Source organism: Fulverythrobacter ferritrahens (genome assembly GCF_020539485.1).
In the GTDB taxonomy this organism is placed as follows: Bacteria; Pseudomonadota; Alphaproteobacteria; order Sphingomonadales; family Sphingomonadaceae; genus Andeanibacterium; species Andeanibacterium ferritrahens.
The window spans coordinates 123,459-138,599 of sequence record NZ_JACDXU010000002.1 but is presented as its reverse complement, the minus strand read 5'-3'; the positions used below and the strand labels follow the sequence as shown (position 1 = coordinate 138,599).

General features: G+C 63.8%; 16 protein-coding genes. 14 read left to right on the top strand and 2 right to left on the bottom strand.

What is annotated here, in order from left to right; genetic code table 11:
- The first annotated feature begins 60 nt into the window (after positions 1 to 60).
- The 4 genes from H0274_RS08760 to H0274_RS08745 all read left to right on the top strand — a co-directional run bounded on the left by H0274_RS08760 (position 61) and on the right by H0274_RS08745 (position 4,744).
- Positions 61 to 966: a UDP-2,3-diacylglucosamine diphosphatase gene (locus tag H0274_RS08760; RefSeq protein ID WP_226794674.1), complete on the top strand. Its 906-nt coding sequence runs from the start codon at positions 61 to 63 to the stop codon at positions 964 to 966.
- 21 nt (positions 967 to 987) lie between these two features.
- Positions 988 to 2,049, top strand: a complete 1,062-nt coding sequence (locus H0274_RS08755) for a glycosyltransferase family 4 protein (protein WP_226794671.1) — start codon at positions 988 to 990, stop codon at positions 2,047 to 2,049.
- 114 nt (positions 2,050 to 2,163) lie between these two features.
- Entirely contained in the window at positions 2,164 to 2,868 is a 705-nt protein-coding gene (locus H0274_RS08750) for a DUF1013 domain-containing protein (RefSeq protein WP_226794668.1), read from the top strand.
- A 154-nt stretch (positions 2,869 to 3,022) separates the two neighbouring features.
- Positions 3,023 to 4,744, top strand: coding sequence for a long-chain-fatty-acid--CoA ligase (locus H0274_RS08745; protein ID WP_226794666.1), 1,722 nt, complete (start codon positions 3,023 to 3,025; stop codon positions 4,742 to 4,744).
- A 24-nt stretch (positions 4,745 to 4,768) separates the two neighbouring features.
- Here the strand turns inward: H0274_RS08745 and H0274_RS08740 are convergent, their stop codons facing one another.
- Positions 4,769 to 5,164: a bactofilin family protein gene (locus H0274_RS08740; RefSeq protein WP_226794663.1), complete on the bottom strand. Its 396-nt coding sequence runs from the start codon at positions 5,162 to 5,164 to the stop codon at positions 4,769 to 4,771.
- A 7-nt stretch (positions 5,165 to 5,171) separates the two neighbouring features.
- Positions 5,172 to 6,338, bottom strand: coding sequence for a peptidoglycan DD-metalloendopeptidase family protein (locus tag H0274_RS08735; RefSeq protein ID WP_226794661.1), 1,167 nt, complete (start codon positions 6,336 to 6,338; stop codon positions 5,172 to 5,174).
- A 273-nt stretch (positions 6,339 to 6,611) separates the two neighbouring features.
- On the opposite strand from H0274_RS08735, the gene H0274_RS08730 reads away from it, so the two are divergent.
- The 10 genes from H0274_RS08730 to wecB all read left to right on the top strand — a co-directional run bounded on the left by H0274_RS08730 (position 6,612) and on the right by wecB (position 15,113).
- Positions 6,612 to 7,886 carry a glutamate-5-semialdehyde dehydrogenase gene (locus tag H0274_RS08730; protein WP_226794658.1) on the top strand — a complete coding sequence of 425 codons (1,275 nt, stop codon included), beginning with the start codon at positions 6,612 to 6,614 and terminating at the stop codon, positions 7,884 to 7,886.
- Positions 7,850 to 8,584 carry a nicotinate-nucleotide adenylyltransferase gene (locus H0274_RS08725; protein WP_226794655.1) on the top strand — a complete coding sequence of 245 codons (735 nt, stop codon included), beginning with the start codon at positions 7,850 to 7,852 and terminating at the stop codon, positions 8,582 to 8,584. The genes H0274_RS08730 and H0274_RS08725 overlap by 37 nt, the downstream gene beginning before the upstream one ends.
- A gap of 55 nt (positions 8,585 to 8,639) precedes the next feature.
- Complete coding sequence (gene rsfS, locus H0274_RS08720) at positions 8,640 to 9,086, top strand: ribosome silencing factor (RefSeq protein WP_226794652.1); 447 nt, start codon at positions 8,640 to 8,642, stop codon at positions 9,084 to 9,086.
- Between the two features lie 28 nt (positions 9,087 to 9,114).
- Complete coding sequence (locus tag H0274_RS08715) at positions 9,115 to 9,537, top strand: 23S rRNA (pseudouridine(1915)-N(3))-methyltransferase RlmH (RefSeq protein WP_226794646.1); 423 nt, start codon at positions 9,115 to 9,117, stop codon at positions 9,535 to 9,537.
- Positions 9,538 to 9,541: 4 nt separating this feature from the next.
- Positions 9,542 to 10,762, top strand: a complete 1,221-nt coding sequence (locus tag H0274_RS08710; RefSeq protein ID WP_226794643.1) for a murein hydrolase activator EnvC family protein — start codon at positions 9,542 to 9,544, stop codon at positions 10,760 to 10,762.
- 120 nt (positions 10,763 to 10,882) lie between these two features.
- Positions 10,883 to 12,220, top strand: coding sequence for a S41 family peptidase (locus H0274_RS08705; RefSeq protein ID WP_226794640.1), 1,338 nt, complete (start codon positions 10,883 to 10,885; stop codon positions 12,218 to 12,220).
- Between the two features lie 20 nt (positions 12,221 to 12,240).
- Positions 12,241 to 12,720 carry a disulfide bond formation protein B gene (locus H0274_RS08700; protein WP_226794637.1) on the top strand — a complete coding sequence of 160 codons (480 nt, stop codon included), beginning with the start codon at positions 12,241 to 12,243 and terminating at the stop codon, positions 12,718 to 12,720.
- A complete protein-coding gene (locus H0274_RS08695) occupies positions 12,720 to 13,235 on the top strand; it encodes a demethoxyubiquinone hydroxylase family protein (protein WP_226794635.1) in 516 nt (171 codons plus the stop codon). Before H0274_RS08700 ends, H0274_RS08695 begins: the two co-directional genes overlap by 1 nt.
- Positions 13,236 to 13,355: 120 nt before the next feature.
- The gene (locus H0274_RS08690) at positions 13,356 to 13,937 is read left to right on the top strand and encodes a hypothetical protein (protein ID WP_226794633.1); all 582 of its coding nucleotides are present in this window, start codon (positions 13,356 to 13,358) and stop codon (positions 13,935 to 13,937) included.
- A 48-nt stretch (positions 13,938 to 13,985) separates the two neighbouring features.
- A complete protein-coding gene (gene wecB / locus H0274_RS08685; protein WP_226794631.1) occupies positions 13,986 to 15,113 on the top strand; it encodes a non-hydrolyzing UDP-N-acetylglucosamine 2-epimerase in 1,128 nt (375 codons plus the stop codon).
- The last annotated feature ends 28 nt before the right edge of the window (positions 15,114 to 15,141 follow it).

Sequence of the window (15,141 nt, the reverse complement as noted above, 5' to 3'; positions counted from 1 at the left end):
TGTAACAATTAGGATTCATAGGCGCAAAGCCAAGATCAGGCTGTTCAAGGGCTTTGCCGAATGTTTGGCGAAAGAGACAATTACGGTGAAGGCGGCGGGGCCGTTTCGGCTTTTCCTCATTTCACGCTGAGCGAACCCAGCGTTCCGGAACCTTCCGAAGAAGGGCGCCAGCACTATCGCACCATCTGGATCTCCGATGTCCACCTGGGCACCAAGGGGTGCAATGCTGAATTGCTGATCGACTTCCTCGACAATGTCGACAGCGAGACGATGTATCTGGTGGGCGACATCATCGATGGCTGGCGCCTGAAGAAGAAGTTCTACTGGCCGGCCACTCATAACGACATCGTCTGGCGGATTCTCAAGCGGGCCAAGCGGGGAACGCGTATCGTCTATATCCCGGGCAATCATGACGAGATGTTCCGTCAGTTCACCGGGCTGAATTTCGGCGGAGTCGAGATTCGCCGCGCCGCTTTCCACGATACAGCCGACGGGCGCCGGTTGATGGTTCTACATGGCGACGAATTCGATGCGGTGATGCTCGCCCATCGCTGGCTCGCCTTCGTCGGGGATGCCGCCTACACCTTGCTGATGGGGCTCAATCGCCGCATCAATGCGGTGCGCGCCCGGCTCGGCTTGCCATACTGGTCGCTGTCCAAGATGGCCAAGCACAAGGTGAAGAACGCGGTCGAGTTCATCTCCCGCTACGAGGAAATCGTGGCGCGCGCCGCTGGCCAGCGCGGCGTTGACGGAGTGGTATGCGGCCACATCCACACGGCGGAATTCCGCATGTTCGACGGGATCGAATATTGGAACGATGGCGATTGGGTGGAAGGCTGCAACGCCCTGGTGGAACATTTCGACGGGCGCATGGAGATTCTCCACTGGCCCGATGAAATCGCCAGGCGCAACGCCGCCCAGGCCGAGCGCGAGACGGTGGCCATCCGTCTGGTTCAAGCGGCCTGAGCGGGGGAAAGGGCTTCGCCTATGAGGATCGCCCTGGTCACGGATGCGTGGAGCCCGCAGGTGAACGGCGTGGTCCGCACCTTGCAAGCGATCACCGAACTGCTCGGCCGCTGGGGGCATGAGGTATTGGTGATTTCGCCCGATCAATATCGCTCTGTTCCCTGTCCCTCCTATCCCGAGATTCGCCTGGCGCTTGTCAGCGGCCGTTCGGTGGGCGCACGGATCGAACAATTCGCACCCGATGCGGTGCACATTGCCACCGAGGGCCCACTGGGCCTTGCCGGGCGCAGCCATTGCATCACTCGCGGATTGCCGTTCACAACGGCCTATCACACGCATTTTCCCGAATATGTGGCCAAGCGCACCGGCCTGCCTTCGGTCTGGTTCTGGTCCTATATCCGCTGGTTCCATCGCCCTTCAGCGGGAATCATGGTGGCCACCGAAAGCGTCAGGCGGGATTTGCGGGCCCACGGGCTGACCAATCTGCGCGAATGGAGCCGGGGCGTGGACCTGGAGGCCTTCGGCCCGGATATCGAGCCGCCCGATCTCTATTGGGATCTGCCGCGTCCGATCCAGCTTTATGTCGGCCGCGTAGCGGTGGAGAAGAACATCGAAGCCTTCCTGAAGGCGTCCGCCCCTGGCTCCAAGGTGGTGGTGGGCGATGGGCCGGCGCTTGCCCGTTTGCGGCAGGAGTTTCCGGAAGCCCATTTCCTCGGGCGGCAGGTCGGGGTGGAACTGGCGGCCTGTTATGCCGGGGCGGACGTTTTTGTCTTCCCAAGCCGCACGGACACGTTCGGGCTGGTGATGATCGAGGCTCTGGCCTGTGGCACGCCCGTGGCGGCCTATCCGGTTACCGGGCCGGTCGATATTCTCACCCCGGCAAGCGGCGCGATGGACGAGGATCTGGGCGCCGCGATCGCGCGTGCCCTCACGCTCGACCGGGAAGATTGCCTTGTGCATGGCCGCGGCTTCACCTGGGAGGCCAGCGCGCGCCAGTTCCTCGATGCACTGGTCCGCCCCGCCGAATCACCATTGGCAGCTATATCGGGCGCAGTGCCGCCCGCGCTTCCCCGTGCCGCCTGATCGCATGCGCTTGCCCAAACGGGGCCAATGTCCTATCTAGGGTGGGTAATGGCCGCTCCGAAAGGGGCGGCCCTTCTATTTTGGGCCCGTGAAGATACGGGCGGAGAGAAGACCATGTCCCAGACCAAACCGCTCATGCCGCATGCCACGGCGTCGTGGCTCGTCGACAATACCGCACTCAGTTTTGACCAGATTGCGGATTTCTGCGGGCTGCACATCCTGGAAGTGCAGGCCATGGCCGATGATCTCGCCAGCTCCAAATATACCGGGCGCGACCCGATCCATTCGGGCGAACTGACGCATGAGGAGATCGAGCGTGGGCAGGCCGATTCCAATTACCGCCTGAAGATGCAGAAGGCGCCGGTGCAGGTCAGCCGCACCAAGGGCCCCCGCTATACGCCGGTGTCGAAGCGGCAGGACAAGCCCGATGGCATTGCCTGGATCCTGCGCAATCACCCCGAAATCTCGGATGCGCAGATCTCCAAGCTGATCGGCACGACGCGCAATACGATTGCCGCCATTCGTGACCGTTCGCACTGGAACATCCAGAATATCCAGGCAAAGGACCCGGTGACGCTGGGCCTGTGTTCGCAGCGCGAACTGGATGCGGTGGTTTCCAAATCGGCCAAGAAGGCGGGTATCGATGCTGCCGCTCCGGCTGAAAGCACGACTTCGGATGATCGCCAGGCCCTGATCGACGAATTGCGTGCCGAGCGTGAAGCTGCCGCCAAGGCCATGATCGAAGCGGCGCAGGAAGCTGAAGTGGAAGCCTGGCTGGAAGCCAAGCGCGCGGCTGAAGCTGCTGAAGGGCAGGGCTGATCAGGCCTTACGCTACGGCATCCGAACATCCCGCGCAGGCCGGGAATCGAAAACGCCTCCGGTTCATTTCCGGGGGCGTTTTTCTTTGTCCGCAGGCTGCGTGCAGCCGCCTATTTCCTTGCCTTGAACGCCTGCTTAAGTCACACTGACTAACATGGATGTCAGTAAGGCCGGGCCACAAGCAGGCAGGCCGGACGCCGAATTCAGACCGGCGCCGGAATGCTACAATCATCCCTCGCCATGGGAGCTCGATCTCCCGCCCATGACCATGCCGGAAATGCTCGAGGGTTCGGTGGCGGCCCATCCCGCAGCCCATTTGCTGGAGTTCATGGGCCGACATTACTCATACGCTGAAGTTCTGTGCGATGCGCGGGCCTTTGCTGCCGGGCTGCAGAAGCTCGGCATAGGCAAGGGCGACCGGGTGGGCATGTTCCTGCCTAACGCGCCGATTTATGTCGCGGCCTATTACGGGGCGATGATGGCCGGGGCCATCGCGGTGAACTTCTCCCCCCTCTACACCGTGGAGGAGCTGGAAGCCCAGGTGGAGGATTCCGGCACGCGCCTGCTCGTTACGCTGGATGTGCCTGCCTTGCTGCCCACTGCCTGCAAGGTGCTGGACCAGTCCTCGCTCCAGACGCTGGTGGTGGGGCGGCTGGCAGACATGCTGCCCTGGGCCAAGGGCGCAGCGCTTCGGCTGTTCGGCCGCAAGAGCACGATGGCCGTGCCGCGCCGCCGGGATGTGCTGACGTGGAATTCCATGGTGGTGCGCGCCATGCCCGAACCGGTTCAGCTCGATGCCGAAAAGGATATTGCCCTGCTGCAATATTCCGGTGGGACTACAGGCGTGCCCAAGGGGGCGATGCTCAGCCATCAGAATCTTACCGCAAATGCCCGGCAGGTTGACGCTATCGATCCGTTCCGCACCGGGCCGGACATTATCATGGGTGTGCTGCCGCTGTTCCACGTCTTCGCCAATACTTGTGTCCTTAACCGGACGGTGGTGAAGGGCGGTTGCCTTGCGATGTTGCCGCGTTTCGATGCGGGCCAGGCGCTGAAGACGATGGAACGGGTGGAGGCCACGGCCTTTCCAGGCGTTCCGACCATGTATCAGGCCCTGCTCGATCATCCGCGCCTCGCAAGCACGGATTTCTCCAGCCTGCTGGTGTGCATTTCCGGTGGTGCTCCCCTGCCTGAACCGCTGCATCAGCGTTTCGAGGAAGCCAGCGGCGCACGGTTGGTGGAAGGATATGGCCTAACCGAAAGTTCCGGCGTGGTTTCGACCAATCCCTATGATGGGGAGAATCGTCACGGAACCATTGGTCAGCCTTTGCCCGAAACCCGGATTCGCCTGCTCGACAAGGAAGATCCCACTCGCGATGCGCCGCCCGGAGAGCCGGGCGAGCTGGCCATCTGCGGCCCCCAGGTGATGCAGGGCTATTGGAATCGGCCAGAAGCCGCTGCAGCGGCCTTCGCAATGCGGGATGGCGAACGCTGGCTGCGGACCGGTGATATCGCCATGCTGGACCCCGATTTCTACATCCGCATCGTCGATCGCTCGAAAGACATGATCACCGTGGGCGGTTTCAAGGTCTTCCCCAGCCAGGTGGAAGAAGTGCTGCTGCGTCATCCTTGTGTGAAGGAGGTGCTGGTGATCGCGGTGCCTGACGATTATCTGGGCGAGCGTCCGGCGGCCTTTGTCACTCTGGCAGAATGCTCGCCTCCTACCGACGGCGAAAAGCTGTGCAACTGGGCCAATACCCATCTCGGCAAGCACGAACGGCTCCAGCGTGTGGAGATTCGCGAGTCCCTGCCGAAGACGCCGATCGGCAAGCTGGACCGCAAGGCCCTGCGTCGGGAGGTCCTTGGGGAAGGGTAGGGAGGCGCTTCCTCACCCGGTCATTCAGCCGGCGAGATGCAGCCTGGGGCTTTCGTCCTCATCGGCATCGACACTATCGATGCTGGCCAGTGCCTGGCCGGGCGCCTGATAGGAAAAACGACCCACGACCTGCGCGCCCTGTTCGATGGTCAGCGCATCGTAGCGAACATCGCCATCGGCCCGCGCGGTGCGCAGCATCACCAGTTCGCGGACATGGATCGATCCTGTCACCCGTCCGGCAAGGCGGGCGCTTTCGGCTTCGATCGATCCTTCGATGACGCTGGCCTCGCCCTGCACCAGCGAGGCGCAGCTTATATCGCCTTCCACGCGCCCATCCACATGCAGATCGGCGTTGGCACTGATATCGCCCCTGATGACGACATCGGGGCCGATCACCGAAAAGGTGGCGTTGCTGGTCATGGCGGCCTTATTTTGCGGCTTTGGCGGCGTGGACCGCGGGGTTTCCGCGCGCTTCTTCGAGAACATGGGGTGCGACCTCCAGGAATGGGCGGGGATTGACCGCCCGATCGTTGATGCGGACTTCGAAGTGAAGGTGCGGCCCGGTGGAACGCCCGGAACTGCCGATTGCACCGATCACGGCACCCGCAGCGACCTTTTGGCCTACCCGGGCGCGGAAGGCGGACATATGGGCATACCGCGTCATCAGCCCATTGCCGTGGCTTATCTCCACAACCTTGCCATAACCGGCCCGCTGGCCGACGAAGGAAATACGGCCCTTGGCCGCCGCATGGATGGGCGAGCCATAGCCCGCGCGGAAATCCAGCCCCGTATGCATCGCGCCGCGCCCGGTGAAGGGATCGCGGCGATAGCCGAAGCCTGAAGAGATCGACCATTCCGCTGCGGGCAGAACTTGGGGAATGCCCTGCAGACTCTCTTCCAGCGCTTCCATGCGTGCAATGCTGAGACCCATGCGCTCGAAGCGCGGATCGATGGCGCCATCGCCCCGGGTGGAGAGCAGTTCCAGCGGGCCGCCCTGCGCATTGCGCGAACTGCGCATCATTGCATCGGGATTGAGGCCGAGCTTGCGGATCGCAACGGCAGCGCGAGCGGAACGCTGATCGGCATAGCGAGTGAGCTTCTCCACAAAGGCCAGCTGACGCGCCTCGATCCGCGCAAGTCCAGCAGCTTCGGGAATGACAAGGCTCACCTTCTTCACGGTTTCCGCGGCTTCCTTGGAGGAGTCGCTCACCGTGTCCTTGCCCTTGACCTTTATGTCGTCGAGCACGCCATCCAGGCTCTGTTCGATGAATTCCTGGCGGCGGTTAAGCTCATCGGCCGTCTCGTCGAGATTCTCGCGATAAGTGGCCACACGGCTTTCGGCGGATTCGATCTTGGCTTCACGCTCCAGCAGATCCAGCCTGTCACGCTGCGAGATGAACTGGCTGACGGCGACGCCCACCATGGTGACGGCCCAGATCAGCAGGACAAAGGCCACAGTCCCCGCACCGGCCATTTGCAGCCGCGAAGACACCTTGATGAAGCGCACCTGCCCCTGCGATCGCATAAAAAATTCGCGATCGGGGAACCAGGCTTGCAGCCTTGCCCGCAGTTTCGCGGCATCCGCCCTGCTCAAGTTGACGATCCCAAACCTGTTCTCGGTATGGGAGAGGCTGCTTACAGGGCTGTTGATAGGCGTCTATCGTGAGTCTGTAACGGAAGGGCAGTCCGGTGGAGTCACGCGATGAATCGTTTTGGCGCATAACAATCCGCCGCGAAAATCGTAAACAGGCGGCTTACCATATTGCCGATTCCTCCGACTCGGTGCGAATCGAGTCTCCCACCCGGCATGCACCGGCGGAGCGCACCTGATCGACAAGTTGCAACGGGAATGATAGTGCCCCGCGCCATGGCTACGCAGCATGAAATCGACGCCCAGTGTTCCGAACTCGTGGAGGGCCTTGCCCGCGCAGGCCGCGCCGCTCAGCGCGTGCTGGCGAGGAAGAGCAACGCGGAAAAGTCCGCCGCGCTCAAGCTCGCCGCCGCCGCCCTGCGCGCAGCCGGGCCAGATGTACTGGCTGCCAATGCGCGTGACATTGCCGCCGGGGAAGCCCGGGGGCTGACCGGGGCCATGCTCGATCGCCTGAAGCTCGATCCCGCGCGGCTGGAAGGCATTGCCTCGGCGGTGGAAGCCGTGGCCGACTTGCCCGATCCCGTTGGCGAGGTGATCGACCGTTCGGTGCCCGCCAATGGCCTGGAACTGTCGCGTGTGCGCATTCCCATCGGCCTGATCGGCATTATCTATGAAAGCCGCCCGAATGTGACGGCGGATGCCGCTGCCCTGTGCGTGCGGGCGGGCAATGCAGTTCTGCTGCGCGGCGGCAGCGAGGCAGTCCATTCCAACCGCGCAATCCATGCTGCGCTGGCCAAGGGATTGGAAGAAGGCGGGATTCCCGCCGATGCGGTGCAACTCTTGCCCACGCAGGACCGTGAGGCGGTGGGCGCCATGCTGCGCGCGGCAGGCCTGATCGACATGATCGTGCCTCGCGGCGGCAAGAATCTGGTGGAGCGCGTGCAGGCTGAAGCGCGCGTGCCCGTGCTCGCCCATCTCGATGGCATCTGCCACACCTATATCCATTCCTCCGCCGATCCGGAGATGGCGCGCAAGATTGTACTCAATGCCAAGATGCGCCGCACCGGCATTTGCGGTGCGATGGAAACCCTGCTGATCGACGCGAATTTCCCCGGTGGTTCCGATGTGGTTGCAGCCTTGATCGATGCCGGCTGCGAATTGCGGGGAGACGGGCGTGCGCGCGCGCTCGATCCGCGTATCGGCATGGCCAGCGCCAACGATTGGGACACCGAATATCTCGATGCGATCCTCTCGGTCGCCGTGGTGGACGGGCTTGATGCGGCGCTGGAGCATATCGCGCGCCATTCCTCCGGCCACACCGATGCGATCATCGCTTCGGATGAGGCCGTGGCGGAACGTTTCCTCAACGAAGTCGACAGCGCCATCGTGATGGTCAACGCCTCCACCCAGTTTGCCGATGGCGGCGAATTCGGGCTGGGCGCCGAGATCGGCATTGCCACCGGGCGTCTCCACGCGCGCGGTCCGGTCGCGCTGGAGGGGCTGACCACCTATAAATGGGTGGCGCGGGGCAAGGGCCAGGTCCGCCCCTGAGGACGCTTCGCCAAAGCGGGCGGGCCGGGGCCGGGCCGCTGACCGGCCTGCTGGGCGGCAGTTTCAATCCTGCCCATCGCGGGCACAGGCGGATCAGCCTGTTCGCGCTCGATGCGCTACGGCTGGACGAACTGTGGTGGCTGGTTTCGCCCGGCAATCCCCTGAAGCCCCAGGCAGGCATGGCGCCGCTCGGGGCACGGGTGAAATCCGCGCAGAGGGCGGCACGTGGTGCCCGCATCAAGGTCACCGCAATCGAGCGACAACTGGCGCAGAAACGCGGTACGCGCTTTACGGTGGAAACACTCCGCGCGCTCCGGCAGCGCTATCCGCGTCGCCGCTTCATCTGGCTGATGGGGGCGGACAATCTTGCCCAGTTCCATCGCTGGAAAGACTGGCGCGGCATAGCGAGGGAAATGCCGATTGCGGTAATTGCCCGCCCCGGCTATGATGCACTTGCCTTCGCGAGCCCCGCGATGGCCTGGCTCAGGCGCTTCCGGGTTCCTGCCGCCAGCTTGATAAACCGGGGTGAATGGAGCGCACCGGCGCTGATAGAATTGCGTTTTGATCCTGATCCGCGTTCGGCGACACAGATACGCCGCGCAGATCCTGACTGGGCCCGCCGTTTCAAGGGCGCCCCCCCACGGGATCAGGTGACGCATTGTCTCATTCAAGACGGACATGGGGAGGAGCGCACATGAGGCGCCAGCCTCCCTTTGCGTTCGTTTCCCCCAATATGGAGCACCACCACCTGCGATGAATCAGGCGCAGACCTCGCCGGCTAGTACCGGCACCTCCCAGGCCAGCCCCCAGGCTGGCCCGATACCTGCCACAGGCGGCAAGCTGGCCAGCGAAGCTGAACGGCTTCATGCCCTCATCCTCCAGTCGCTGGACGATGATCAGGCGCAGGATGTGATCTCGATCCCGCTGGAAGGGAAGTCGAGCATTGCTGACTATATGGTGATCGCATCGGGCCGATCGACCCGCCAGGTGGCCGCCATGGCCCAGAAGCTGGGTGAACGCGTGAAACATGCGGGCTTCGGTTCCGCCCGGATCGAAGGCCTGCCGGCCGCAGACTGGGTGCTGATCGATGCCGGCGATGTGGTGGTGCATCTCTTCCGTCCGGAAGTGCGCAGTTTCTACAATCTCGAACGCATGTGGGCCTTTGGCGACGCGCCGCCGGTTGCGGCCGGGCAAGCCTGACCTGTAAGGCGGGCGCCGGGAGGATTCCATGCGCCTGCACGTTATTGCCAGAGGGAAGATCGGGCGTTCACCCGAGGCGGACCTCGTCGCGCGCTATGAAAAGCGCATCCAGTGGCCGTTGAAGCTCACCGAGCTTCCGGAAACGGGCGGCACCATTGCCGAGCCCCTCACGCCTTGCCGCACCGTATTGCTGGACGAGCGCGGCAAGCAGCTTTCCTCTGAGGAATTTGCTGCCCTGCTCGGCCGGTGGCGCGACGATGGCGTGCGCGAGGCTCGCTTCGTACTGGGCGCGGCGGATGGGCATGGCGAGGCCGCGCGGCAGGGGGCAGACCTGCTGCTGGCCTTCGGCAAGGCGACCTGGCCGCATCTGCTTGCGCGGGCGATGCTGATGGAACAGCTTTTCCGCGCCACTTCGATCCTTGCGGGCCATCCCTATCATCGGGCAGGCTAGGGCGATGTCCTTGCGCTCGCGCCATATCCTTGCGCCGATGTTGCTGGCCGCCCTGCTGTGCGCAGGCGCCTCGGCCCAGCAGGGCGGGATCTATTCCAGCGTGGACGAAACGCGGCAGGCCATGGCCCGCGCCCTGAAAGATCGGCAGTCGGCAGAAATCCGCGCCAGATCGCTGGAGGCTGAAGCTGCCCGCGCCGGGGAGGCGGTCGGGAAAACCGCCCGGCAGGCTGCCGCTCTGGCCGCGCGGATACAGGAAACGGAAGCGACGATCGCAGCGTCGGAGGCGAACCTTGCCCTGATCGATCGCCAGCGCCGCGCGCTCGCGGCCCGGCTGGCCGAGCGCCAGAAGCCCGTCGTCCGCCTGACCGCCGCATTGCAGCGCTTTTCACGGCGCCCATTGGCTCTTTCGGTAATGCGGCCCGGTTCGGTGAAGGAAATGGTCTATCTGCGGGCGATGCTGGGCTCCACCGTGCCCGAAGTGCAGCACCGCACTGCCGCGCTGCGGGGAGAACTGGCGCGCGGCCGGGCCTTGCAGCAGCAGGCGCAGCGCGCGCTGGCCCATCTGCGCGGGAACGAAACCTTGCTGGAAACCCGGCGCAAGGAACTGGCCGCGCTGGAAACGCGCCAGCGGCTCGATGCGCGCCGGGCGAGCGGCGAGGCCGCGCGCGAGGCTCAGCGAGCTCTGGCTCTGGCTGAAGAGGCGCGCGATCTCGATTCGCTGGTGGCCCAGCTCGATGCGGCGGGAAATCTGAGAGAACGGCTGGCAGCCTTGCCGGGGCCGATCATCCGGCCGCAACGCCCGGCCGAATCGCGAGTGCTTGCCGCCAGCGGTCAGACGCCGAGTATGAAGCGGGCCCCTGCGGGTTACCAGCTCCCGGTGGCGGGGCGCACGGTTACGGGGTTTGGCGCGCCTGCCAGGGGAGGGGTTCTTTCCCAGGGTATTTCGCTGGCTCCCCGCGCGGGGGCGCAGGTAGTTGCACCGGCAGCCGGACGCGTGGCCTTTGCCGGGCCCTATCGCGGTTACGGCCGGATCGTGATTATCGAGCATGATGGCGGATGGACCACGCTGGTTACCGGCATGGCGCGGGTGGATGTTACCGTGGGCCAGCAATTGGTGCGCGGCGCCCCACTCGGTGTCGCGGCGCCGGTCAGCCCGCTCGTCACTCTGGAACTGCGGCGCGATGGCGTGCCGGTCAATCCGGTGGAATTTCTTGGCAGGGGCTGAGTTTCAGGCTGAGTGCGCTGGATTTTCCCCCAACGCTCCCTCATCTGGCGTTAAGCTGCCGGGCGCGATACAAGCGCGCCGAAAAGTGCCTGCCGCACTCGTGTTCAAGGTGTTTCCAGAATGAAATTCGCCCCGCTCCTCCGCTCCGCAGCCCTGCTCACTGCAGTAGCGTTGCTTCCGGCCACCACTGCCGGACTGGCGCAGGTGGAAGGGCGGGCTGCCCCGGAATTCGGCAAGCTTTTCGCGGTCTATCAACGGATCAAGAGCGCCTATGTCGATCCGGTGGATGACGATGTGCTGATCAAGGGCGCGATCAACGGGATGCTGGGCGCGCTCGATCCGCATTCCTCTTATCTCGATGGGGAGGCGCTCAACCGGCTCGATACGCTGATTGACGGCAATTATCAGGGCCTGGGCATTTCCGTGGGCATGGAAGACGGCGCGGTGAAGATCATTTCGCCGATGAAGGGCAGCCCGGCCGAAAAGGCGGGGTTGAAGGCGGGCGATTACATCACCCATATCGAAGGCAAGCTGATCTTCGGCCAGACCCTGGACGAGGCAGTGGCCCAGATGCGCGGCCCGGCCGACACCAGCGTGCGCCTGACCATTTTCCGCACCGGGCGGGAAGAACCGTTCGACGTTACCGTGACGCGCGGCGTGATCGAACTGGAACCGGTGACCTACAAGCTGGAAGACGGCGGGATCGGGGTTATTTCGGTCAATGAATTCTCCAAGGATGTCGGCAAGGATGTGCGCGGGGCGATTGCCGCCCTGCGCAAGGAAAGCGGCGGCAAGGTCAATGGGCTGGTGCTCGATCTGCGGTCCAACCCTGGCGGCTCGCTGGACGAGGCAGTGGCCCTGTCGGACCTGTTCCTCAGCAAGGGGCAGATCGTTTCGCAGCGGGGCCGCAACAGGAACGAGAACGTGTCTTATGACGCGGAGACCGTTTTCCCGGGCGATATCGCGCCCAAGATGCCGATTGTCGTGCTGATCAACGTCGGTTCGGCTTCAGCATCGGAAATCGTGGCCGGTGCGCTGCAGGACCAGCATCGTGCGCTCGTCATGGGTGAACGCAGCTTCGGCAAGGGTAGCGTGCAGACGCTGATGCCGCTGACGCGGGACAGTGCGATCAAGCTGACCACGGCGCGCTATTACACGCCCTCGGGCCGTTCGGTGCAGGAAGGCGGGATCGAGCCTGACATTCGCGTGCCGCAGCTTTCCGATCCTGATGCCGCCAAGCGCGCCAAATTCGCGCTCCGCGAATCCGATCTGCGCAAGCACCTCGTCAATGAAGTGGATCTGGACGACAAGCAGCTGGAACAGGACAAGCAGGTCGATCCGCGCTTCAAGATGACTCCGGAGGAACTTGAAAAGCAGGGCATCAAGGACTTCCAGCTCTATTATGCGCTGTCCACCCTGCGCCGCACCACTTCCAGCGCCATGGCCCTGCGGCCGTAAACACGCAAAAGGGGCGAAGGATGGCGACGATCGACAAATCCCTGAAGCAGGCTCACGCATTGGCGCTGGGGGTGCCGCTGGCACTGCTGGCCGGTGCCTATATCTCCGAATACGGCTTCGGCCTTTATCCCTGCGAAATGTGCTGGTGGCAGCGTTATGCCCACTTTGCGGCTGTTGCGCTTGGCCTGCTGGCGTTTGTGGTGCCGCCCCGGCGCATGTGGGTGGCGCTAGGCGCGCTGGCTGTGCTCGCCTCCGGCCTGATCGGTGCCTATCACGCGGGCGTCGAATATGGCTGGTGGGAAGGTTTCACCACTTGCACCACCACCACCGATTTCAGCGGTGGCGGCGATCCGCTGGAGGCGATCATGGCGGCGCCGATCATTCGCTGCGATGTGGCCCAGTGGGAACTGTTCGGCATCTCGCTGGCAGGCTATAATTTCCTCATCTCAACCGCTGGAGCGATTGCCGCCCTGGTGCTTTTGCGCAGGAAGCCCGCCTGATGGTCGATACGAAGCGCATGATCCGGGTAGATCAGGCCGGCGAATATGGCGCCACGCGCATCTATGCCGGACAACTGGCCGTGCTGGGCGAACGCGGCCCCCATGCGACTGAGATCCGCGCCATGGCCGCGCAGGAAGATGATCATCTGGCGCGCTTCAACGCCATGCTGGCGCAGCGCGGCGTGCGCCCCACGGCCTTGCAGCCCTTCTGGTCCGTTGCCGGATTTGCGCTTGGTGCGGCAACTGCGCTGATCGGGCCGGAAGCGGCCATGGCCTGCACCGCTGCGGTGGAGGAAGAGATCGACCGGCACTATACCAGCCAGCTGGAAGAGCTGGCACGCGATGGCGACGATCCCGAACTGGCGGCCGTAATCGAGGATTTCCGGGAGGACGAGCGCGAACATCGCGATGCCGCCCTTGCTGCGGGGGCCGAACGCGCGCCTGCCTATCCGTTGCTTTCCGGGGCGATCCGGCTGGGCTGCAAGCTGGCCATTCGCTTGTCCGAACGGATCTGACGGGCGAAGGATGCGGGTCTTGCGACCGTTATTGCTTAAGATCATGTTCAGCGCCGGTGATGCCCTTTAAGGGGGCAATTGCGATTTGCCTGCGGCCGCGTGCCGCATCGGAGAAACCAGATGAAACGCCTTAGCCTTGCCGCCTTCGCAATTCCTTCCGTGCTGCTTGCGGGCTCGGCACCTGCCTTTGCGCAGGTCGGGCCGATCGAGGCCGCGGGCGAAACGGTGAATCAGCTGATCGTCTATGGTGACGATCCTTGCCCGGCTTCTGCCGGTAATGAAATCGTGGTCTGCGCCCGCAAGGCGGAGAGCGAGCGTTACCGTATTCCCGAGGATCTGCGTGAAAGCAGCTCGCCGTCCAATGAAGCCTGGAGCAACCGGGTTGAAGCCTATGAGACCGTGGGTGCCTTCGGCACCATGTCGTGCTCTCCTTCCGGCTATGGCGGGTGGACGGGCTGTACCTCGCAGCTGATCGATGCGGCCTATAAGGAAAAGCATGGCAGTTCGGACGTGCGTTTCAGCCAGCTGATCGAGGAAGCGCGCGCCAAGCGTCTCGAATCGATCGATGCCGATGCCGCGGCGGAACAGGCCCGGGTGGAGCAGATCGAAAAGGAATATGAGGCCCGGCTGAAGGCGGAGCGCGATGCGCCTCTGCCCGGTGAGCAGCCTGCCGCACAGCCCGCGCCGCAAGGCGGGGAGTGATCTTTCCGGAAAATCCGGCCTTAACGATTCGGGGCTAAAGGGCGGGCCATGCAAGGCACGCAACGCATTCTCACTATCTTCGGCACACGGCCCGAAGCGATCAAGCTTTTCCCGCTGGTTCACGCCCTTGCGGGGGATAGCCGCTTCGTCTCCGGCGTCTGCGTCACGGCGCAGCATCGTGGAATGCTGGATCAGGTGCTCCAGATTTCCGGCGTGGTGCCGGATCACGATCTGGACCTGATGCAGCCGGACCAGACGCTTGATACGCTCACCGCCAATCTCCTCACAGGAATTGGCAAGGTGCTGGATCAGGAAAAGCCGGACTGGGTGGTGGTGCAGGGCGATACGGCCACAGCCATGTGCGGCGCGCTGGCGGCCTATTATCGCAAGATTCCCGTCGCCCATGTCGAGGCGGGCCTGCGTAGCGGCAACATCCATCACCCCTGGCCGGAAGAAGTGAACCGCAAGATCATCGGCAGCTTCGCCGCGCTGCATTGCGCGCCGACCGAGACTTCGGCCCGGGCGCTGATTGCGGAGAACGTCGATCCGGCCACAGTCCATGTCACCGGCAATACGGTGATCGATGCACTGCAATGGATCACGGCCCGAATCGCGGCCGATCCGGTACTGGCGAGCGGCCTTGCCGATCTGGAGACGCGGTTTGCCGGGCGGCGGATCATCGGCGTTACCAGCCACCGGCGCGAGAATTTCGGCGAAGGGATGCGCGCCATTGCAGAGGCGATTCGCCGGATTGCCGCGCGGCCCGATGTGGCGGTGATATATCCCGTCCACCTCAATCCCAATGTTCGTTCCGTCATGCAGGAACAGCTGGCGGGGCTGGACAATGTCGCGCTGATCGAACCGCTGGATTACCCGCATTTCGCGCGGCTGATCGGGCTTTCCTATCTCATGCTGACGGATAGCGGCGGGGTCCAGGAAGAGGCGCCCGCGCTCGGCAAACCCGTGCTGGTGATGCGCGAAACGACTGAACGGCCCGAAGGGGTGGAGGCTGGTACGGCCCGGCTGGTAGGCACCGATGCAGACCGGATCGTGGCGGAAACCTTCCGCCTGCTGGACGATGAAGCGGCCTATGCTGCCATGGCCCGCGCGCATAATCCCTTTGGCGATGGCCACAGCGCACAGCGGATCGTTGATCTGCTGGCCGCGCGCGGCTGAACCCGCGCCGGGTATCATTACCTCAATC